Annotated in this window: 20 protein-coding genes; 10 read left to right on the forward strand and 10 right to left on the reverse strand. The window is 67.2% G+C overall.

The features are described 5' to 3' along the window. Positions 1-78 precede the first annotated feature (78 nt). The 3 genes from CPZ00_RS03060 (at position 79) to CPZ00_RS03070 (ending at position 3,050) form a co-directional block, all read left to right on the forward strand. Positions 79-1,200, forward strand: coding sequence for an aminopeptidase (locus tag CPZ00_RS03060; protein ID WP_096389554.1), 1,122 nt, complete (start codon positions 79-81; stop codon positions 1,198-1,200). Positions 1,201-1,348: 148 nt separating this feature from the next. After that, positions 1,349-2,479 (forward strand): nucleoside recognition protein, encoded by a 1,131-nt coding sequence (locus CPZ00_RS03065; protein WP_233255125.1) that lies wholly within the window; start codon positions 1,349-1,351, stop codon positions 2,477-2,479. Positions 2,480-2,546: 67 nt separating this feature from the next. Further along, positions 2,547-3,050, forward strand: coding sequence for an HPP family protein (locus CPZ00_RS03070; protein ID WP_096389555.1), 504 nt, complete (start codon positions 2,547-2,549; stop codon positions 3,048-3,050). 170 nt (positions 3,051-3,220) lie between these two features. Here CPZ00_RS03070 and CPZ00_RS16005 read toward each other — a convergent pair whose 3' ends face one another. From CPZ00_RS16005 to CPZ00_RS03085, 4 genes are all read right to left on the reverse strand, one after another. After that, complete coding sequence (locus tag CPZ00_RS16005; RefSeq protein WP_269845486.1) at positions 3,221-3,349, reverse strand: hypothetical protein; 129 nt, start codon at positions 3,347-3,349, stop codon at positions 3,221-3,223. A 74-nt stretch (positions 3,350-3,423) separates the two neighbouring features. Then, complete coding sequence (locus tag CPZ00_RS03075; RefSeq protein ID WP_096389557.1) at positions 3,424-4,773, reverse strand: outer membrane protein assembly factor BamB family protein; 1,350 nt, start codon at positions 4,771-4,773, stop codon at positions 3,424-3,426. Positions 4,774-4,860: 87 nt separating this feature from the next. After that, the gene (locus CPZ00_RS03080) at positions 4,861-5,157 is read right to left on the reverse strand and encodes a hypothetical protein (RefSeq protein WP_096389559.1); all 297 of its coding nucleotides are present in this window, start codon (positions 5,155-5,157) and stop codon (positions 4,861-4,863) included. Positions 5,158-5,262: 105 nt separating this feature from the next. After that, positions 5,263-5,607 carry a hypothetical protein gene (locus CPZ00_RS03085; protein WP_096389561.1) on the reverse strand — a complete coding sequence of 115 codons (345 nt, stop codon included), beginning with the start codon at positions 5,605-5,607 and terminating at the stop codon, positions 5,263-5,265. 159 nt (positions 5,608-5,766) lie between these two features. On the opposite strand from CPZ00_RS03085, the gene CPZ00_RS03090 reads away from it, so the two are divergent. Together CPZ00_RS03090 and CPZ00_RS03095 are read left to right on the forward strand one after the other, a co-directional pair. Then, positions 5,767-6,351, forward strand: coding sequence for a nitrous oxide reductase accessory protein NosL (locus CPZ00_RS03090; protein WP_096389563.1), 585 nt, complete (start codon positions 5,767-5,769; stop codon positions 6,349-6,351). Beyond that, the gene (locus CPZ00_RS03095) at positions 6,348-7,253 is read left to right on the forward strand and encodes a sulfite exporter TauE/SafE family protein (RefSeq protein ID WP_096389564.1); all 906 of its coding nucleotides are present in this window, start codon (positions 6,348-6,350) and stop codon (positions 7,251-7,253) included. The genes CPZ00_RS03090 and CPZ00_RS03095 overlap by 4 nt, the downstream gene beginning before the upstream one ends. 98 nt (positions 7,254-7,351) lie before the next feature. On the opposite strand, the gene CPZ00_RS03100 is transcribed toward CPZ00_RS03095, so the two are convergent. Together CPZ00_RS03100 and CPZ00_RS03105 are read right to left on the reverse strand one after the other, a co-directional pair. Continuing rightward, on the reverse strand, positions 7,352-8,065 hold the full coding sequence (locus tag CPZ00_RS03100; RefSeq protein ID WP_096389566.1) for an SCO family protein: 714 nt from the start codon (positions 8,063-8,065) through the stop codon (positions 7,352-7,354). 166 nt (positions 8,066-8,231) lie between these two features. Next, the gene (locus CPZ00_RS03105; RefSeq protein ID WP_394338433.1) at positions 8,232-8,555 is read right to left on the reverse strand and encodes a DUF7471 family protein; all 324 of its coding nucleotides are present in this window, start codon (positions 8,553-8,555) and stop codon (positions 8,232-8,234) included. A gap of 189 nt (positions 8,556-8,744) precedes the next feature. On the opposite strand from CPZ00_RS03105, the gene CPZ00_RS03110 reads away from it, so the two are divergent. Then, complete coding sequence (locus tag CPZ00_RS03110; RefSeq protein WP_096389568.1) at positions 8,745-9,245, forward strand: winged helix-turn-helix transcriptional regulator; 501 nt, start codon at positions 8,745-8,747, stop codon at positions 9,243-9,245. An 85-nt stretch (positions 9,246-9,330) separates the two neighbouring features. Here CPZ00_RS03110 and CPZ00_RS03115 read toward each other — a convergent pair whose 3' ends face one another. The 4 genes from CPZ00_RS03115 to CPZ00_RS03130 form a co-directional block, all read right to left on the reverse strand. After that, positions 9,331-10,200 (reverse strand): copper ABC transporter permease, encoded by an 870-nt coding sequence (locus CPZ00_RS03115; RefSeq protein ID WP_096389570.1) that lies wholly within the window; start codon positions 10,198-10,200, stop codon positions 9,331-9,333. Then, positions 10,197-11,021, reverse strand: a complete 825-nt coding sequence (locus tag CPZ00_RS03120) for an ABC transporter ATP-binding protein (RefSeq protein WP_096389571.1) — start codon at positions 11,019-11,021, stop codon at positions 10,197-10,199. The genes CPZ00_RS03115 and CPZ00_RS03120 overlap by 4 nt, the downstream gene beginning before the upstream one ends. Then, positions 11,021-13,195, reverse strand: coding sequence for a NosD domain-containing protein (locus CPZ00_RS03125; RefSeq protein WP_172861759.1), 2,175 nt, complete (start codon positions 13,193-13,195; stop codon positions 11,021-11,023). Before CPZ00_RS03125 ends, CPZ00_RS03120 begins: the two co-directional genes overlap by 1 nt. 931 nt (positions 13,196-14,126) lie before the next feature. After that, positions 14,127-14,879, reverse strand: a complete 753-nt coding sequence (locus CPZ00_RS03130; RefSeq protein WP_096389575.1) for an IclR family transcriptional regulator — start codon at positions 14,877-14,879, stop codon at positions 14,127-14,129. 252 nt (positions 14,880-15,131) lie between these two features. Here CPZ00_RS03130 and gcvT point away from each other — a divergent pair, with 252 nt between their 5' ends. The 4 genes from gcvT to gcvPB all read left to right on the forward strand — a co-directional run bounded on the left by gcvT (position 15,132) and on the right by gcvPB (position 19,473). Beyond that, complete coding sequence (gene gcvT, locus CPZ00_RS03135; protein ID WP_096389577.1) at positions 15,132-16,271, forward strand: glycine cleavage system aminomethyltransferase GcvT; 1,140 nt, start codon at positions 15,132-15,134, stop codon at positions 16,269-16,271. 2 nt (positions 16,272-16,273) lie between these two features. Further along, positions 16,274-16,654, forward strand: coding sequence for a glycine cleavage system protein GcvH (gene gcvH, locus CPZ00_RS03140; protein WP_096389579.1), 381 nt, complete (start codon positions 16,274-16,276; stop codon positions 16,652-16,654). A gap of 117 nt (positions 16,655-16,771) precedes the next feature. Beyond that, a complete protein-coding gene (gene gcvPA / locus CPZ00_RS03145; RefSeq protein WP_233255157.1) occupies positions 16,772-18,046 on the forward strand; it encodes an aminomethyl-transferring glycine dehydrogenase subunit GcvPA in 1,275 nt (424 codons plus the stop codon). Continuing rightward, positions 18,046-19,473 carry an aminomethyl-transferring glycine dehydrogenase subunit GcvPB gene (gene gcvPB, locus CPZ00_RS03150; RefSeq protein WP_096389583.1) on the forward strand — a complete coding sequence of 476 codons (1,428 nt, stop codon included), beginning with the start codon at positions 18,046-18,048 and terminating at the stop codon, positions 19,471-19,473. The genes gcvPA and gcvPB overlap by 1 nt, the downstream gene beginning before the upstream one ends. Positions 19,474-19,650 lie beyond the last annotated feature (177 nt).

Raw genomic sequence — 19,650 nt, forward strand, 5'->3', positions numbered from 1 at the left:
TCGACGCCGGGGACCGTGCCCACCGAACCGGCCGACCGAAGCGACGGTTTTTGTCCCCGCGAGCCGACGACGAGAGTGATGGACCCACGCGTACGCGAGCACGCGGAGACGCTCGTCGATTGGAGCGCGCGGATCGCGGCCGGCGACGACGTGATCGTCGACGTCGACGAGGGAGCACACGAGCTGGCCGTCGCGGTCGTCGAGGCGCTCGGCGAGCGCGGGGCGAACGTCGAGGTGACGTACGGCTCCGGCGAGCTATCCCGGGCGTATTTAAAGGGACGCGAGGACGCCGACGAACCGTTCGAGACGGATCCCGCCCACTCGCTCGCGCTGTTCGAAGCGGCGGACGCGTACCTCCGGCTCGGCGGCGGGCGAAACACGATGGCGACCGCTGACGTCGATCCCGAGACGCGTCGGGCCCACGCCCGCTCACGGACCGGGATCCGGGAGGCACGGATGGACGCCGACTGGGTCTCCACGGTCCACCCGACGCGGAGCCTCGCCCAACAGGCAGGGATGTCGATCGAGGCGTATCGCGAGTTCGTCTACGGCGCGGTCCTGCGCGACTGGGAGGCGCTCGCCGCGGAGATGGACCGACTCAAGCAGCTCCTCGATGCCGGCTCGGAGGTGCGGATCCGGATCGACCGCGAGGACCGCCCGACGACGGACCTGACCGTCGGGATCGAGAACCGGACCGCGGTCAACTCCGCGGCCTCCGTGGCCTACGACTCCCACAACCTCCCCTCCGGCGAGGTGTTCACCGCGCCGGCGACCGCCACGGGGGAGATCCATTTCGACGTGCCGATGACCATCTCCGGGCGTCGCGTTCGGGACGTTCGCCTCGAAGTCGACGACGGCGAGGTCGTGGATTTCGCGGCGGCCACGAACGAGGACGCGCTCGCGTCGATCCTCGAGACCGACGCGGGCGCCCGGCGGTTCGGCGAGCTCGGGATCGGGATGAACCGCGGGATCGACCGGTTCACCGACTCGATCCTCTTCGACGAGAAGATGGCCGGTACCGTCCACCTCGCGCTCGGCCGCGCCTACGACGCCTGCCTTCCCGAGGGCGAGTCCGGCAACGACTCGGCGGTCCACGTCGACCTGATCGCGGACGTCACCACGAACGCGTCGATCGCGATCGACGGCGAGGTGATCCAGCGAAACGGGATCTTCCGGTGGGAAGGCGGCTTCGAGGAGTGATGGGGCCGGTCGGACGCCGGGTCGGGTCGGGTCGGGTCGGGTCGGACGCCGGGCCGGCAGCTCGATCGGCGAGTTCGACGTCGGACCGGCAAGCCGGACGAGCGAACCGGTCCGATGCACCTTTGACGACCGATGGCGAAGGGAGACCGTGTTCGGAGCCGCGACCATCGACCCGGCCCTCTGGACGGTTCACCAGTCGATGGTCGAGCTTCCACGGACGGTGCTCGCGCTCCAGGCGAGCCTAGGGGCCCAGATCCCCCCGACGAGCGCGATCGTTGCCGGGACGGTCGCGCTCCTCCGGGAGGTCCTTCCGCGACTGGCCCGCATCACCGTCTTCATCGCGCTCGGCGTCTTCATCGCCAATCTGGTCGTCTCGTTCGGGTTGATCCGGTACATCGCCGGAGTGGCGGGCTACCTCACCCGACCCGCCAACCTTCCGGACGAGGTCGGCACCGCGATCCTGACGACGGCGGCGTCGACGACCGCCGGCTACGCCACGCTCGCCGAGTACCGCGAGTCGGGGTTGCTCGACGACCGCGCGACGATCGTCGCCGTGATGATAAACACGTTCTTCGGGTTCGTACAGCACGTCTTCACCTACTACGTGCCCGTTTTGATCCCGATACTCGGGTTTCACACGGGCGTCCTCTACGTCTCGATCCGCGCCGGGATCTCGATGGCGATCACGATCGCCGGCGTGGTCATCGGCGGGCTCGTCCTCTCCTCTCGGAACGTCGACCGGTCGGCGCTCGCGGACCTCGAGACCGGCCACGAGGGCGATGCGACCGGAAACGACGCATCGGGAGCCGCCGACGACTCGTCCGATTCACCCCGTGACCGAGCGCGTGAAGCGGCCGGAAAGACCGCCGGCACGCTCCGGCGGATCGTGCCCCGGTTGGCCGTCGTCTACACGCTCGTGATCGCGCTCATCACCCACGTCGACGTCGAGGCGCTGACCGGCGTGGCCGAACCCCTGACGGCGGCGCTCGGGCTTCCCGGCGCGTCGGTGGCAATCGTGGCCGTCTACTCGCTGGACACCACCGCCGGGGCGGTGGCGATCGCGCCGCTCATCGGCGAGACCTTCACCCCGCGGACCGCAGTGATCACGATGCTGCTCGGCGGGATCGTCTCCTTCGCGGTCTCGACGTTCAAGCGGTCCATCCCCTTCCAGTTCGGGATCTGGGGCCCCGAGTTCGGCGCGAAGGTGATCGCGGTCAACACCGCGATGAAACTCGTGTTCATCACGGTCGCGGTGGCCGGGCTCCTGCTGGCGCCGTGAGGGCGATGCTGTGGGGGCGATGCTGTGAGATCGGTCGGGTTAATGAGCCGGCGCGGCAACCCCGTCCGTGGTCAGACGTCGCGTGTACACGAGCCTGTACGCCAGCCTCCTGTTCACCGTCCTCGGGAGCGTCGCGTGGGTCACCGGGCAGCCGTTCATCTTCCCGAGCCTCGGCCCCTCGGCGTTCATCTTGGCCTTCGACCGCCACGGCGGGCGCGACCGAGCCCGGCGCGTGATCGGCAGCCACCTGATCGGCGCGGTCGCGGGGCTGGCGGCCTACCTCCTGCTTGCCGCCGGCGTGACCCTCGTCGAGTCGCCGGCCCCGGCCTCCCTCGACGGCCTCCGGCTCGCGGCGTCGGGGACGGTCTCGATCGCGGCCACGAGCTGGGCGATGATCGCCACCGACACGAACCACGCGCCGGCGTGTGCGACGACGCTCATCGTCTCGCTCGGACTGTTGTCGACGCCGCGGGCCGCCGCAACGATCGTGGTCGCGGTCGCGGTGCTCGTGGCCGCACACGAGGCCACGCTGGCCGCCGCTGGTCGGGTTCGTGAGCAACTGGTGGGCTAGCCGGCGGGCACGTCGGATCGACACGCGAGGGGAACGCCGAGTCGGCACTTGGACGTCACGGCTGGATGGCGTCACGGCCGGATGACGTCACGGCCGGATGGCGTCACGGCTGGATGACGTCACGGCTGGATGGCGCTACGGTCTGGCAACGGCGGACGACGCGGTTCCGGCTATAGCACGAACAGCGCTGCCCGATACAGGAAGCCGAGAACGAAGACGCCGAGGAGCACGATCGTCGCGATCACGACGATCGGGGAGAGCAGTTCGTCGTTCTCTATGTCGACGATGTATCCGTCCATACCCCGCGTTTTTCCGCCGTGGGTATACGCCTTTCGTCGATCGATCGACGCTCCGGCACACTGGTCGAGGTGGGTCAGGAATCGTCGACGAGACAGTAGGCGTGCCCGGGCGTCCGGACGGTCGTGGGCTCGTCGTCGTTCCAGTAGCCGGTGATGTCGGCGCGCTCGGCGTAGTAGATCCGGCCGTCGTGGGGCACCGCGGCGCTCGTGACGTGGCCGTTGTTCGGGACCGTCCACCGAACCTCGCCGGTGTCCTTCTCGAGGGCGTAGAGGTTCCGGTCGTACGACCCGACGAGCACCGCGTCGGACGTGACCGTCAGCGATCCGATGACGTGACCCCCGACGTCCCGCGACCAGACCACGTCGCCGGTCTCCATGTCCAGGGCGTAGACGTACTCGTCGTCGTTCCCCATGTACACGATCCCGGTCTCGGGATCGACGCCGGGGTTGGACATGATTATCTGGCCGGTCTCGAAGGACCACAGCTCCTCGCCGGCGTCGGTGTCGAGACAGTAGAAGTGGCCGTCCCAGGACCCCACGAACGCGCGGCCCTCGTACTGCGGGATCGTGCCCTTGATCTCCGCGCCGGTCTGGAAGGACCACTCGAACTCCAACGAGGGGAACTTCCAGCAGTAGCAGACGCCGTCGTTCGAGGCCGTGATCAGCCGCTCGTACTCGGGGTCGATCGAGACCGAGGGATGGGGCATTCCCCACAGCCGGTCGTCGCTCCAGAGCGGCCGGCCGGTGTCGGCGTCGACCGCCCACAGCGTCCCGGCCGGCGGGTTGTTGTACTCCACGACGACGTAGAGGACCCCGTCCCAGTAGGCCGGGCTCGAACCGATCGCGATCGCGCCGTCGAAGGCCATCCGCGAGGTGCGCCAGACCTGTTTGCCGGTCTCGACGTCGAAGGCGTACAGGTCCCCGTCGTAGCCGCCGATGTAGGCGATCCCGTCGACGATCGCCGCGGTGCCGTGGATCCCGAGCGAGGTGGCGCCGGTCCGCTGGGTCCACCGGTGGCGGCCCTTCGGGCCGACCGCGTGAACGAGCCCCGTATCGCCCGGGATCACGATCGTCTCGTCGTCGGGCGCGGGTCGCGGGCTCGCCTTCGCGGCGGTGTGGCCGATGTAGTTCACCGGGAACTGCCAGTTGACCGTGACCGCGTCGGGGACGGTCGCGTCCGGATAATATCCCAGCCGGCGCAGCCCGCGCCGGAACATCGTCACGTCCGGATCGTCGGGATACGTTCGGTCGCCCGGGAGCGGCTCGGGATCGAAGTCGGCCTGCGATCGGTCGAGGGTCGTATGGCCCCAGCCGCCGAGACAGCCGGCCGCGCCGGTCGCCGCCGCGGCGGCGACGCCGGCGAGATACCGGCGACGGGAGGGGGAGCGCGGATCGCGGGGCGGTTCGTCTGGCGGGTTCGACATTCGAGTCGGTGTCACTCGCGGGCACTGGGGTATAGCTGTTGTGTTCGATCGGCGGTCGAACGTGGTGGTCGATCGGCGTCCGGAGCCTCACTCGAGGAACCGATCACGGACCGCCGCGACCGTCTCTGGCCAGTCGTCCTCGAAGTCCACGAGCGCGTTCCGGACGGCCGACCGGTTGTTTCGGATCCACGCCTCCTCCTTGTCCATCTCGAGCCGCCACTCCGCGAGCGAGTCGATCGCGAAGTCCGCGGCCGTGTACGTCTCGCCGTCGGCGCGGACGCGTTCGTGGAGCTCGCCGCAGTCGTGACACCGGAGCGTGGAGACGACGAAGTAGCGCTGAAGTCGGTCGTGGACGGAGCCGTCGTGGCTGGATGGTGAACGCATCGAGACGGGTTGTGTCGGTCTCGAATATAAACTATGGCTCAGGTGCACCGCCAGATGGGGTGCCTGGACGTCGGAAAGCGACCGCTAGACGCGGGGAATCGACCCCTAGGCCCCGGGCACGCCGAACGCGCCGATCCCCAAACTGAGCAGGCCGTTGAGCACGATCAGGATGACCAGCGCGGCGACCCAGGCGACGAGTCCGATGACCGCGGCCTGCCCCCACCCACCGGGATAGCGCCAGTTGATGACGCCGATCCAGACGACCAGCGCGACCAGCGGACCGATGAGGGGAACCCATGAGACGAGCGCCCACGCGACCGCGCCGATCAGGGCGGTGATCACGGCGTGTGAGTAGTCGTCGACGTCCGCGATGACCCGCGCGCCGACGTAGATGGCGAGTCCGCCCACGAGCAATGCGACGACGAAACTGACGATCGATCCGAGTACCATACGTACTCGTTTCGGTCCTCGAGGTATATATCACCCGGCGGAAATGTGCTATTGGTAACATTTTCGACACCACGTTGCAAGAAAACGGTGGGTGGTGACGCGTCGTCGGTTCGACGATCGCACCAGAATCGGCTTGTAATGCGGGTATAAAGGGAGATCGTGAACCGTCGACAGTTTCTCACGGCCTCCGCGGTGCTGGGCGGATTCGGATCGACGGCGGGATGTCTCGGCCGGCTCTCCGCCGGTTCGGAAAACGCAACGCCGGAGCCGGTTGATCTCTCGGGCGGAAAGTTCGACGACGACCACGGAATGGAGATCGGTCCCCACGGGGGTGCGAACGGACAGCTATACTACGCGAAGCACGCTCCGGAGGATCGCGAGGGAGGGCCGTTCTGGTTTCACACGCTCGTGTCCAGTCTGTTTCCGTTTCACTTCGACCGGCTCGATCGTGGGTGGGAGACCGAGGCCATCTACGTGACCGACTTCTCGGCCGTCGACTGGACGATCGAGGACCGGGAGAGCGGTCCGACGATGCCCTCACCCACGGCACCCGAAACGTTCGCCGATGCGACCACGCTCACCTACGTGGTCGAAAGCGACGTCCGTGGCGGGATGGGCCCCGGCCTCCACCCGTTCTCCGAGGCGGACGAGGCCGCGGCGTTCGTCGACGACCACGGCGGACGGACGATCGGCTTCGACGACATCGATCGGGCGCTCGTACAGGGACTCCGGGACGGGAAATGAGCGTCTCGCCGATCCTCGGCGTCGACGTCCTCCTGTTTTTCACGATCGGGCTTCTCGGCGGCGCCCATTGCATCGGGATGTGTGGCCCGTTGGTCACGGTCTATGCGACTCGGATGGGAAACACGCACGAAACCGACGGCGGGACGACGGCCACCGGACCGAGCTCGCGACGGGATCAGGGCGCGCAGACTGACCCGGGCTCACGGACCGCTCCGGGCGCGCAGACTGACCCGGGCTCACGGACCACCCCGACGTCCCGGCGCGACCACCTCTCGCTGTACGAGGTTCGCCAGCACGCGCTGTTCAACGTCGGGCGAGCAGCAAGCTACAGCCTGCTTGGCATCGCGATGGGTGCGCTCGGCAGCGTGGTGTATCTCGGCGTCGACGAGATCACTGCCGCGGCGAGCACGGTCCGGGGCGTCGTCGGCGTCGGCATCGGCGTTCTCGTCATCGCCATCGGCGTGTCCTACGTGCTGGGTCGCGTCTCGACCGGGATCCATCTGCCCGGCGTGCAACGCGTCACCGGCGCGTTGACGAGCCGGATCGACGGTCTCGCTGGTGGGCCGGGGATCGCTCTCCTCGGCGGGCTGCACGGGTTGTTACCGTGCCCGATCCTTTATCCGGCATACCTCTATGCGTTCGCTGCCGGGTCACCGACTGCTGGCGGAATCGCGCTCGCTGCACTGGGCGTCGGAACGATCCCGGCCGTGTTCGCGTACGGAACCGTGATCCAGGGGGTAAGCGTCCGTCGGCGGCGGTGGTTGCACCGCGTGCTCGGCGTGTGTTTCGTCGTGCTTGGATACGTACTCCTCGCACACGGCCTGATGGCGGTCGGCATTCACGTGCCGCATCCGATGCTTCCCTTCTGGAACCCGCTTTCGGGCGCGGGAATGGCCCACTAGCGCTTCGCTCACCGGGTTCTTCACGGGCATCGCTCACCGGGTTCTTCACGTGCGGTCGTTCCGACGATCACAGAGATGCAAGGAGGAAGCCCACGACTTCAGTCGTGGGTAACTGACTCCGCAGTCGCGTCGGACGTCCCCGCAACGACCGTCGCAATGTCCTTCGCCACGCGATCGCGGTCGATCGTCTCGCCGCGGTAGGCCCGTTCCACGACCCCGCTCGGATTCACGAGCAGCGTCACGACCGCGTGCACGAAGTCGTATCCGGCCACGCGGTCGCTGCTCGTGTCCCGTTCGAACTCGATCCCGAGCCGGTCCTCGACGACGCGTTCGGCGGCGGCGGGCGAGTTCGGACGGAGATAGTGCCAGTTTCCGGACTCCAGATCGGCGCCGACGCTCCGGGCGTGGTCTCGAAGCGCAGTCGCATCGTCACGCTCCGGATCGAACGTGATCGGCAGGAACACCACCGACCGTGTCAGTCCCCGGTCGGCGACGGTCGCCTGCACGTCGGCCAATCGGCGAAGCAGGACGCCACATTCGGCGGGACAGGTCGCGAAGAACGCGGTGATGATCGCGGTTCGATCGAGGGCTCCGGTATCGATCCGGTCGCCGGTTAGCGGGTCGGGAACTTCGACGGCAGGCACCGGCTGACCGTAGGCCGGATACGACAGGTCCTCGCTGTCCGCCTGCTGATCCGACTGCGGCTCGAGAACGACGTGTTCGGGACGATCCGCGAGAACGGAGCCGAGACAGCCGGTCACTGTGAGAGTTGCACCGGCCGTGAGCCCCGACAGCAGTGTTCGTCGTCGCATAGCGGCATCGACGTCTCACCTGCCCATAGTCGATCTGGCGCGTTCGACGAACGCACCAAAATGCGAGTCCGGGAAGCCGGAACTCCCGCCTCGGTCGGGGATATCCTGCGAGTCCGGAACAGCGACCGCACCAGCCCTCGGGGGCGGTTACCGACCTGGGGCGCCCTCACCGATCCTCGGAGGAGGGTACCGACCCGGGCGCGTACATATAGACGGCATAGAGCACGATCCCGGCGGTCAGCAGATCGAGCGAGTGGCTGATGAAGTGGTGTACGGGCATCGGAACGTGCCCGAATACGGTCCCGGCACCCACCACCGATCGAACCCACAACGCGCCGATCGCGACCGCGATCAGCCCGTACTGGGATCGACGGCGACGACGGTACGCGACCACGCTCACGAGGAAGAGCACCCCGGTTCCGATCGACGCGAGTAGGATGACCACGAGGATCGGGATCGCGGCGTCGACGCCCCACGTGGTCTGCCCCAGTACTGCGCGAGTCACACCGACAATACGGACGCCCGTATAAGAAGGACATCGGTCGAACTGCAAAGGCGCTCCAATCGCGATGGCGGTCGGATGCCGAGCGTTCGCATCTGTTCCAATTCCGGTCGCGGCATTCCCATGCGATGAAAACCGACACGCGATTAAGCACGCTCCCCGTACGACGATCGATCGATGTCCGACACCAGGGATCGGATCCGTCGACACGTCCACGCCACGCCCGGCCTCCACTTCCGACGGATCGGTCGCGAGCTCGATCTCGCGACCGGACAGGTCCAGTACCACCTCCGTCGCCTCGAAGGTGAGGGGACGATCGTCGAGGAACCGGTCTGCGGAAAAACCCATTACTTCGAGCCGTCCTTCGAGCCGTGGGAGCGACGAGCGATCGCCTTCCTGCGGCGGGAAACCGCACGCGGAATCATCGTTCGTCTCGCTGCGGACGGGACGAAACGCCCACCCGAGCTCGCGGCCGAACTCGATCTCGCCGAGAGCACCATCTCGTGGCACCTCTCGACGCTCGCGGAGCACGACATCGTTGACAAATCGGCCGAGTCACCGATGACGGTCTCGCTCGCGCGGCCGGACCGGACCACGGAGCTCGTGGACGTGGTTTCACCGTCCGTCTCCGACCGGCTCGTTGACCGCTTCCTCCGGACGGTCGACGAGATGCTGTAGCCGCTTTTGCGCGTCTCATCCAGATCACCGATGCCCGGGCCACCAAGCCACCGACTCCCGGGTTACCAAGCCACCGACTCCCGGGTCATCGACTTCGGATCGAATTCACTCGTCCGCGAACTCGCTCAAGCCGATCGGTGACGGCGCCGCCGAACGCCAGTACCGCGATCGAGGCGCCGACGCCGATCGCCGTCCAGCCGAGCAGACTCCCGACCGCTGCGGCGGACGACACGAACCCGTCGTCCGGAGGGAGCGCGACCCCGATGACATGTTCAAAGACGAGCCCTCGGAACGCCCCGTTTGGCGGGATCGCGACGCGGGCCGGGAGCGATTCGACGCCGGCGCCACCCCCGAGCGAGCCCACCACCGCGAGATCGCCGCCCAGCACGCCGCCGACCAGAACGAGGGCGGCGAGCGCGAGCGCCCCCCGCCGACTGCTTGCAACCGCGCCAACGACCATCGACACCGACAGGTATGGCAAACCGAGCAGCACGACGAAGGCGAGGAACCGGACGAAAAGCAGCGGCGAGTCGACGCCGGTGTGCGTGGCGTAGATGGTCGTGTCCGGGCTCGCGGTGAGCCAGACGTAGCCGCCGATCAGCGCGAACGGAACCAGCATCCCGACGAACGCCACGACCCGGGCAGCGGCAACGCCACAGACGTAGTCGACCATCGAGACGGGGTACGTCCGGATCACCGCCAGCTCCTCGGCGTCGGTGAGCAACGCTCGATGGCCGAGCACCACCGCCATCGTGGGAACGAGCAGCTCGGTCGGGAGCAACAGGTCCACGATCGCGGGAACGAACCCCGTCTCATCACCCCCGCCGACCGCAAGTACCCCGACAAGCACGGCCAAAAGCCCGAGGGAGGCGATCCAGTAGCCTGGCGTTCGGCGGATCGTCGCGATCTCGCGTCGAAGGACTGCCCCGATACTTCGCAGATGCGATCCGGTCATCGTTCGGACACCCCCGTGACGTGGATCGACTCCGCAGGATCCGTCGCTGGATCGGAATCGGTGCCAGCTTCGTCTCCGACCGATCGATAGAGGCCGGCCGCGGTGTGCACGCCGGCATCTGCGTATACCTCCGGAAGCGGACCCGACGCCGCGACCGCTCCGTGCCGCAGACAGATCACGCGGTCCGCATACCGGTCCACCAGGTCGAGGTCGTGGGTACTCACCACGACCGCGGCATTTCGGTCGGTATTGGCGTTCGTGCTCGCGCTCGCGTTCACATTGGTGTTCGTGCTCGCGTTCACACCCGTGTCGGCGTACTGCCCTGCGAGCTCGAAAATCCGGTCACGCATACCGGGGTCCAGGCCGCTGGTCGGCTCGTCCAACACGAGGACGGGGGGATCGCCGATCGTTGCCTGTGCGATTCCCAGTAGTCGTCGCATCCCTCCGGAAAGGGCCTCGACCGGTCGGTCGGCTGCATCGGAGAGGCCGACACGCTCGAGATACCCGTCCGGCGTCTCGCCGAGGAGCCGTGCATAGAACGCGAGCGTTTCACGGGCGGTGAACGACTCCCGGAACGACGCTCGCTGTGGAAGGTATCCGATCGGGCGGGCGGCATCCGGTCCGTGATAGCGAACCGTTCCATCGGTCGGCGTGGTTTCACCGACAAGCGATCGGAGCAGGGTCGATTTGCCGGAGCCGTTCGGGCCGATAACGGCAGTCACGCCGGCACGGACGTCGAACGAGACGTCGGTCACGACCGCCACGCCGCCGTACGTTCGCGTGACGTCGTCGACCCGTACGAGTGGTCGTTCGTCCGTCACTACGGTACTCCCGTGGTAGCCATCGGTTGTGTCTCCATGATCGGCTCCGTATCCATCCGTCGTGTTGTGGTCGAGTTGGCGTCGTTGCGTGAGGTGGCGTCGTTGCGTGAGGTGGCGTCGTTGCCTGACTCGTTCAGCAGGTCCTGCCGCCACGCTGCGTGGGTTGGGTCGCTCGAGTCGGTCGCTCGCGCGATCCGCTCGGGTGCGTGTGGCGTGCGTACCGGTGCCGGATCGATCACGCTTCCGGTTCGGGCACCGGGGACCGACCCGCGGAGCTCGGCGAGCGCACGGACGGCCGGGGACTCCGCGAGCGTCGTCGCGGCGGGCTCACGGTGAAGTGCGGCGTCGACCGACGAACTCGGTCGATACGCGCGGTCGAACGTCGTGGGGGCCGTCCGGGCTGCCGTGTGGTCCGGATCGGTCATCCACGAGGACGGCGACTCGTACGCACCCGCCCAGTAGTTTCCGTGTTCGTCGTCCGCCCAGATCCGTAACGGGCCGGACCCTGCGGACGCGTGTCGGTCGTTCCTGACGAAGTCGTTGCGTGCGATCAGACTTGACGGGACAACGGTCGTCGACCGTGCACCCATCCCGTTGTCGGCGATCACGTTGTACTCGTAGACGGATTCACGGGCGCTCGTCGACAGTCCGAGTTCGTTGTCCACGAGCGTGTTGTACCCAACGTAACTCCGGATGCCGGACGGTTGGATCGCGGTCGGCGTGCGACGGACGTCGTTGCCCACGATCGCGTTCCCCTCGGGACGCGTCATGATCGTGATCCCGCCGAACTCCTGATCGCGGATCACGTTGTCGGCGAGCAGCGCGTCGCTGGTGTACATCAGGTGGATCCCGTATCGGGAGCTCCGGAACGTGCTGTTCCGGATCACCGAGCCGTCGCCCCGGTGGAGGTAGATGCCGTCCCGACCGCCCGTGAACGTGCTCCGGGCGACGACGATTCGGGAGTTCAACGCGGTGACGCCCATAAACCCGTGCTCCCAGCCGGCCGTGCCGGCCACGCGAACGTCCCGGATCACCGCGTCGGATCCCTTCCGAAGCAGGATGCCGCTGGCGTTGGTTTCGATCGTCGTGTTCGCGACCACGAGTCCCGGGGAGCCGTCGGCCACGATCCCGGCATCCCCGTAGCCGTATCCGGTCCGTATGAACTGGTCCCACTCCTCGTCGTCGCCGTCCTCGGTGCCCGGCGGCTGGCTGATCGCCTCGTCGTCGCGCGTCCTGTTCCCGGTGCCCGAGACTCGAACGCCGGTGATCGAGACGTTCGCCGAGCGCACGGTGATCACCGACCCGGTTCCGTTCCCGCGGATCCGAGCATCCCGACCGGCAAGGGTGATCGGCTTCTCGATGGTTATCCGCTCCTCGTAGGTTCCTGCGGGAACGACGACCGTCGTGTTCGGCGGCGCGGCGTCGATCGCGGCTTGGATCGACCCCGCCCGCTGGAGGGTGTCCGCGCCGTGCTTCGTGTCCATCTCCCGGCCCACGACGACGGACGCCGGACGATCGGTCCGCTCGGTCGATCGGTCGATCCGCTCGGTCGCGTCGGTCCATCGGTGGGGAACCATCCCTCGAACGGTCGCCGCCGTGTCGACGTCGAACGACCGCCCGTGGAGCGCCGTCCACGTGAGGACCGTGCCGCCCTCGGCGGTCGCGAACGACTCGGCAGCAGTCCGATCGGCGAACGGAACGACCGTTTCCCCGGCGGCGGTTCGGGCACCGCTTCCGGCGACGTATACCGCCTCAGTGGCCGGCGTCCACGCCGGCGATCCGGCCGACGTCAAACGACCGCGGTCGTCGACCGTCGGCGCGGCGTCGTCGTACGTGTGCACGTACATCGCCGTCGGATACCCGAGTTGGCGGCGGGTCAATGGATCGTTGCTATCCGCCACCATCGTCTCGATGCCGGCATATCCGACGACGTACTGGAACTGGGAGTAGAAGACCTGCGCCTTCGGAACGTCCTGCTTGCCGGCCATCACCGCGTCCGTTTCCGCGGAGACGCCGAGTCCGACGGTCCGGTCGTATGCGACCGGGTCGGGTGCTGCCGTTCCGACGTCGACGAGGAAGGCGGCCACGACGATACCCGTGATCGCCGCAACCGTGAACCAGACGAGACGGGAGCGGGTGCCCGAGCCGTCACCGTAGAGGTCGATCCGCGACACGTTCGGATCGACGACGCGTGCGAATATAGGCCGTCTGGTACATGTCTCGAACGTCGGCCGTCCCGCCGAACCGGGCATCGAAGCCGGAAACAGCCTCGAAATCGGAAGCAGGCCATCGAAACCGGAGGCAGGCCATCGAACCTGCACTCGTGATCGGTTCCGGGACTGAAGGCGGACTCGCGAAAGACCGGCCGGACAGCAGCGCCGTGCAGCCACCGTGGTTGAACCTGGCGCCTTATAACAAATAAAAATAATAGACGGAAATATTATGATTCTGGATCCAATACGGCAGCCGATCGGATTCGGACGGCGGTCGAACGGGTACGGACGACAGTCGAGCGGATTCGGACGGCGGTCGAGCGGGTACGAATGGAGATCGATCGGAGGGGTCCCGTATCGCGGCCGAGGAGGTCGTGACCCGTGTCAGCGGACGTCAGTTCCGGCGGGACGTTATATGCCCTAAAACGACGAAATACGGCGATATCCCCCCGCCGACCACGTTCGACAAGTGTGACGGATTTATATAAGTGAAGGCGGATTCGACGTCGTCGATGTGGCGCGGAGCCGTGCCGATCCGAGTTCGTCGATCGGCACCGCAACCCCCGCGTCTGTATGAAACTGCCGAGCTTCTATGAATATAATATTTAGTATATAAATATAGAAAGATCATATAAACATCACCATCATCATCATCACCATCATACGATCGGAGATCGATCGGGACGCTCGTCTCCGGTTCGGGGACGCGTTCGGACGTCCACCCCGGCTCAGTTCGCTCGGCGGTCGCCGCGGACCGGGAGAAGGAATTTTATTACAACCATATACGTGTAATTTCTCTGGGGAGGAACGGCGCCGAATCACGCCTCGGGATAGGCCGCGCCGAGAGCGTCCCTCATTTCGGCTGTTGGGAAAACAGGGTTGAGAGCCGTCGTTACCCCTGCTCGTAGTCCTCGAGAGCCGCCTCGACGTCCGCGACCGTCGACCGGAGCCGTTCGGCGACGACCTCGTCATCGGGCAGCCGATACGGCGGTCCGGAGATGTCGAGCGTCCCGAACACGCTGCCGTCCGGCTCCTCGATCGCGATCGCCACGGCCCGCAGTCCCTCCAGTTCCTCCTGCTCGTTGACGGCATAGCCGCGCTCCCTGATCGCCTCGAGATCCTCGTGAAGGGCCTCCCGTTCGGTGATCGTGTTGTCGGTGTGGGCCGGCAACCCGTATCGATCGACGAACTCGTCGACTCGGGACTCGGGGAACTCCGCGAGCGTTGCTTTCCCACATGCCGAACTATGGAGGTCGAAGTACCGGCCGACCTGAAACCCCTCGTCGGAGGGCGTGGTCGTCTCGTCGAAGAGGATGATCATCCGGTCGTTCTCCTTGATCGCGAAGCTGACCTCCTCGCCGACCCGATTCGACAGGTTCCACGCCAGTTCCTTCACGATCTGGTAGCGTTCGTCGCGCCACCGCGCCCGCTCGCCGAGGTGGAAGAGCTTCATCCCGAGCTGGTAGGTGTCGCCCTCGCGGACCACGTACTCCATCTCTCGGAGGGTGTGAAGGTGAGTGTGAAGCGTGCTCACGGGAATCCCGGCGTGGTCGGCGATCTCCGACAGCGTCGCGCCCTCGAGGTCCCGGATCGCCTCGATCGTGAGGAGGGACGTTTTCGACGTCGTGCGCGATCTGTTTCCCATATTGGGAAACTATGTGTGTATCAATATAAAAGTAGCCGCTCCCTCTCCTCGTTCGCTTCCGAACTCACGTCCCTCGCGGTTCGCCTCCGAGGGAGGTCACTTGCACGACCGGTCGCCTCCGAGGGAGGTCACTCGCACGACCGGTCGCGTCCGAAGATGGCCGCTCCCGAACGCGGTCGCTCACGCGAACGACGCCGAACACGCTCCGCAGCCACGGAAACGCTTTTATACGGCCGATGCCGATTTTTACGCGTGTCGCTACGAACGCCACCACTCCACCAGGTACATCGTGACGCCGGAGCGGAGTTCACCGACTTCGGCGGGTGGGAAATGCCCGTCTCGTACGCGGGGATCAGCACGGAACACGCCGCCGTCCGGGACGCCGTCGGGATCTTCGACGTCAGCCACATGGGCGAGGTCGAGGTCCGTGGCCCCGACGCGACGGCGGTCATGGACCACCTGACGACCAACGCCGTGACGGACCTCGATCCGGGGGACGCACAGTACTCGTGTATCCTGAACGAGGACGGCGTCATCATCGACGACACGGTGATCTACAGGTACCCGGACGAGGACGAGGACGCGTACCTGTTCGTGCCCAACGCCGGCCACGGGACGCAGATGACCGACCGCTGGTCGACGCACGCCGCGTCGCTCGATGCGGACGTCACGATCGAGAACCGGACCGAGGACCTGGGACTCGTCGCGATCCAGGGACCCGACGCGATCGGGACCGTCGACGCGCACGCGCGCGACTCGATCGCCGACGTCGGTCGCTTCTCGATGATCCGGACGACGATCGGCGACGTCGAGTGTCTGGTCGCCCGGACGGGATACACCGGCGAGGACGGCGTCGAGGTCTTCTTCGACGCGGACCGCTCGCAGGAGCTGTGGGGGACGTTCGACGACGTCCAGCCCTGCGGGCTCGGCGCGCGGGACACGCTCAGGCTGGAGGCCGGTCTCCTGCTGTCCGGGCAGGACTTCGATCCCGAGACCGAGCCCAGAACGCCCCTCGAGGCCAAGCTCGGGTTCGTCGTGGACGACTCGAAGGACGACTTCGTCGGCAAGGACGCGCTGGATGGCCAGGCGGAGACGGGGCCCGAGGAGCTCATCGTCGGGTTCCACCTGAACGGGCGTGGAGTGCCGCGGAACGGCTACGAACTGTATCGCGACGACGACCACGTCGGCCACGTCACGAGCGGGACGATGAGTCCGACGCTCTCGGAGCCGATCGCGCTCGGCTACGTGGACGCCGACCACGCGTCGACCGGCACCGAGATCGCGGTCGAGGTCCGCGGCCGGAGGATCCCGGCGACGATCGTCGGCCAACGGTTCCTGGACTCGCTGGGCGGCGAGGACGGGAGCGAGGGAGACGACGGGACTGGCGACTAACCATGGACTACGAGATACCAACCGATCGGCGGTACGCGGAATCGCACGAATGGGTACTGGCCACCGACGAGGAGGGCGTCCTCCGGGTCGGCATCACCGACTTCGCACAGGACGAGCTCGGCGACATCGTCTTCGCGGAGCTCCCGCGGGAGGACGAGACGTTCGACCGGGGCGACCAGTTCGCGGTCGTCGAGTCGATCAAGGCCGTCTCGGACATCTACCTCCCGGTGTCGGGGACGATCGAGGCAGTCAACGACGCGATCACCGACCGGCCGGAACTGATAAACGAGGACCCGCACGGGGAGGGCTGGCTCGTCGAGATCCGCACGGACGAGGACGTCGACCACCTCCTCACGGCCGACGAATACGAGGACCAGATCTGAACCATGAACCAGACACCAACGACGCGTGACCCGGGCCTCTCGTTCGACGAGCAGGACGAGGCGCAGGTCGAATCGGGAAGTCCGTTCACGCCTCACGACGCCGACGACGTGGCGGAGATGCTGGCCGCCATCGGGGCGGACGACGTCGAGGAACTGTTCGACGTTCCGGATCCGGTTCGATACGACGGAACGTTCGGGATCGACGGGCAGTCGGAACGCGCGGTGCGACGCCGCCTCGATCGGACGCTGAACGCCAACGCGGACGTCGCCGAGTTCCTCGGCCGCGGGCACTACTCCCATTACGTCCCGTCGGTCGTCGACTCCCTGTCGCTTCGGTCGGAGTTCATCACGTCGTACACGCAGTACCAGCCGGAGGTCTCGCAGGGGTTCCTCCAGGTCCTGTTCGAGTTCCAGTCGCTCGTGGCGGAGCTCACCGGGATGGACGTCGCGAACTGCTCGATGTACGACGCCGCGACGGCCCTCGGAGAGGCGGCCACCCTCGCGGACCGGGTTCGCGCCGCGGACGGGTCGACGATCCTGGTCCCCGACTACCTCCGGGCGGAACGACGGGCGGTGCTCGAAAACTACGCCGATGGCCCCGGGCTCTCGATCCGGGAGTTCCCGACCGAGAACGGAATGGTCGACCCCGACGCGCTGGAGTCGAGCCTCGAGGAGGACGTCCTCCTCGTCTACGTCGAGACCCCGACCACCGACGGCGTCATCGAGGAGCACCTCGGGGCGGTCGGGGACCTGCTCGCCGACCGGGAGACCCTGTTCTGTCTCGGATCGGACCTCCTGGCGTTGTCCCTGCTCCAGAACCCGGCCGACGTCGGCGCCGACGTCGTCGTCGGGAACGCCGGCGTGCTCGGGCTCCCGAACGCCTACGGGATGGGCATCGGGCTGTTCGCCTGTCGCGAGGAGTTCCTGCGCCAGGTGCCCGGCCGGCTGGTTGGCGCCAGCGAGGACGCCGACGGCGACCGGACCTACACGCTCACGCTGCAGACGCGTGAACAGCACATCCGCCGCGAGCGGGCGACGTCGAACATCTGTAGCAACCAGGCGTGGGTGGCGCTGCGGACCGCGATCCACGCGGCGTATCTGGGTCCGGCGGGCCTCACCGCGCTCGCCGACCGGTGTACCCGCCTGCCGGCCCAGCTCGCAGCCGCGCTCGACGAGATCCCGGGCGTCTCGGCGCCGGCGAACGACGCCTACCACTTCCGGGAATTCACGGCCGAAATCGAGGGCGACGCCGAGGCGGTGGTCTCGGAGCTCGCCGACCGCGGGTTCGCGGTCCACCAGCGCGGCGACGACGCGATACAGGTCTGCATCACGGAGGCGAACGAGGAGCACGCCGAGGCGCTCCTCGAGAACGTACGGGAGGTGATGGCGTAATGCAACGACATCGACAGGCGAAGTGGGACGAGACGGAGTCGGACGGGCACGAGCCGCTGTTGTCCGAGACGGACCTGACCCGCCACGAGCCGAGCGACACGTACCTGCCGGACGAGCTGACGCGCGACGAGGTCGAGCTACCCTCGATCTCGGAGCCGGAGCTGGTTCGCCACTACACCCGGCTCTCGCAGATGAACTACGGGATCGACAGCGGTCCGTATCCGCTGGGGTCCTGTACGATGAAGTACAACCCGAAGTTCACCGAGGACATCGCGGGCCAGCCGGCGGCGGCGGTCCATCCGGACCGCGATCCTGAGCTGGCACAGGGGACCCTGCAGGTCTACCACGAGCTGCAGGACTACCTGTCCCGGATCGGCGGAATGAGCGCCGTCACGCTGCAGCCGCCGGCCGGGGCGGCCGGCGAGCTGACCGGGATCCTGGTCGCGAAGGCCTACCACGAGCACAACGGCGAGGGCGATCAGCGCGAGGAGATCCTCGTTCCCGCCAGCGCCCACGGCACGAACTTCGCGAGCGCCGCGATGGCCGGCTACGACATCGTCGAACTGCCGGCCGACGACGACGGGCGGGTCGACCTCGACGCCCTCTCGGAGGCGGTGGGCGACTCGACCGCGGCGCTGATGCTCACCAACCCGAACACGCTCGGCCTCTTCGAGCGGGACATCGAGGAGATCGCGACGATCGTCCACGACGCCGGCGGCCTGCTGTACTACGACGGCGCCAACCTCAACGCGCTGCTCGGACGGGCCCGCCCCGGCGACATGGGCTTCGACGTGATGCATTTCAACGTCCACAAGACGTTCGCCACGCCCCACGGCGGCGGCGGTCCCGGCGCGGGCCCGATCGGCGTCCGCGAGGGGCTCGAGAAGTTCCTGCCCAGCCCGCAGGTCAAAGCGGACGGCGACGAGTACACGCTCGTCGATCCGGACGAATCGATCGGAAAGGTACACGGGTCGATGGGGAACTGGCTCGTGCTCCTCAAGACGCACGCCTACATCTCCCGACTGGGCGACGAGGGGCTGGTCGACACCAGCGCGAAGGCGGTGCTCAACGCGAACTACCTGGCCGAGCGGATCGATCTGGAGGTTCCCTTCGGACCCTTCCATCACGAGTTCGTGGCGAGCGCCGGCGAGACCGACGCCGCGGACTTCGCCAAGGCGATGCTGGACAACGGCGTCCACCCGCCGACGACGAAGTGGCCCGAGATCGTCGACGAGGCGCTGATGACCGAGCCGACGGAGGCCGAGAGCAAGCGCTCGCTCGACCGGCTTGCCGCCGCGTTCAACGCGGTCAGCGAGGAGGACGACGACGCGATCGCGGCGGCGCCACGAATGACCGCCGCGAAACGGATCGACCAGACGACGGCCGCCCGGGATCCGAAGCTGAGCTGGCAGCAGCTGTCCGACTGACCTGCGGGGCCCACGACCCGGCGGCCACATCGACCGCAGCGGTTTCACCCGATTCGCTTGAAGCGCCGAGTCACGGATCGACCGCCCCACGCTCACCGACCGTGCCGCGTTCACCGACTGCGCCACGCTCACCGACCGTACCACGCTCACCGACCGTGCCGCGTTCACAAACCACCT

This window comes from Halopenitus persicus (assembly GCF_002355635.1).
GTDB classification, from domain to species: domain Archaea; phylum Halobacteriota; class Halobacteria; order Halobacteriales; family Haloferacaceae; genus Halopenitus; species Halopenitus persicus_A.

Excerpts from the sequence above, each read along its gene's own strand:
- CPZ00_RS03060 (WP_096389554.1), top strand. The coding sequence starts at position 79 with ATGGACCCACGCGTACGCGAGCACGCGGAGACGCTCGTCGATTGGAGC.
- CPZ00_RS16005 (WP_269845486.1), bottom strand. The coding sequence starts at position 3,349 with ATGGACGGATACATCGTCGACATAGAGAACGACGAACTGCTCTCCCCG.
- CPZ00_RS03075 (WP_096389557.1), bottom strand. The coding sequence starts at position 4,773 with ATGTCGAACCCGCCAGACGAACCGCCCCGCGATCCGCGCTCCCCCTCC.
- CPZ00_RS03080 (WP_096389559.1), bottom strand. The coding sequence starts at position 5,157 with ATGCGTTCACCATCCAGCCACGACGGCTCCGTCCACGACCGACTTCAG.
- CPZ00_RS03085 (WP_096389561.1), bottom strand. The coding sequence starts at position 5,607 with ATGGTACTCGGATCGATCGTCAGTTTCGTCGTCGCATTGCTCGTGGGC.
- CPZ00_RS03095 (WP_096389564.1), top strand. The coding sequence starts at position 6,348 with ATGAGCGTCTCGCCGATCCTCGGCGTCGACGTCCTCCTGTTTTTCACG.
- CPZ00_RS03100 (WP_096389566.1), bottom strand. The coding sequence starts at position 8,065 with ATGCGACGACGAACACTGCTGTCGGGGCTCACGGCCGGTGCAACTCTC.
- CPZ00_RS03110 (WP_096389568.1), top strand. The coding sequence starts at position 8,745 with ATGTCCGACACCAGGGATCGGATCCGTCGACACGTCCACGCCACGCCC.
- CPZ00_RS03115 (WP_096389570.1), bottom strand. The coding sequence starts at position 10,200 with ATGACCGGATCGCATCTGCGAAGTATCGGGGCAGTCCTTCGACGCGAG.
- CPZ00_RS03130 (WP_096389575.1), bottom strand. The coding sequence starts at position 14,879 with ATGGGAAACAGATCGCGCACGACGTCGAAAACGTCCCTCCTCACGATC.
- gcvH (WP_096389579.1), top strand. The coding sequence starts at position 16,274 with ATGGACTACGAGATACCAACCGATCGGCGGTACGCGGAATCGCACGAA.
- gcvPA (WP_233255157.1), top strand. The coding sequence starts at position 16,772 with ATGCTGGCCGCCATCGGGGCGGACGACGTCGAGGAACTGTTCGACGTT.
- gcvPB (WP_096389583.1), top strand. The coding sequence starts at position 18,046 with ATGCAACGACATCGACAGGCGAAGTGGGACGAGACGGAGTCGGACGGG.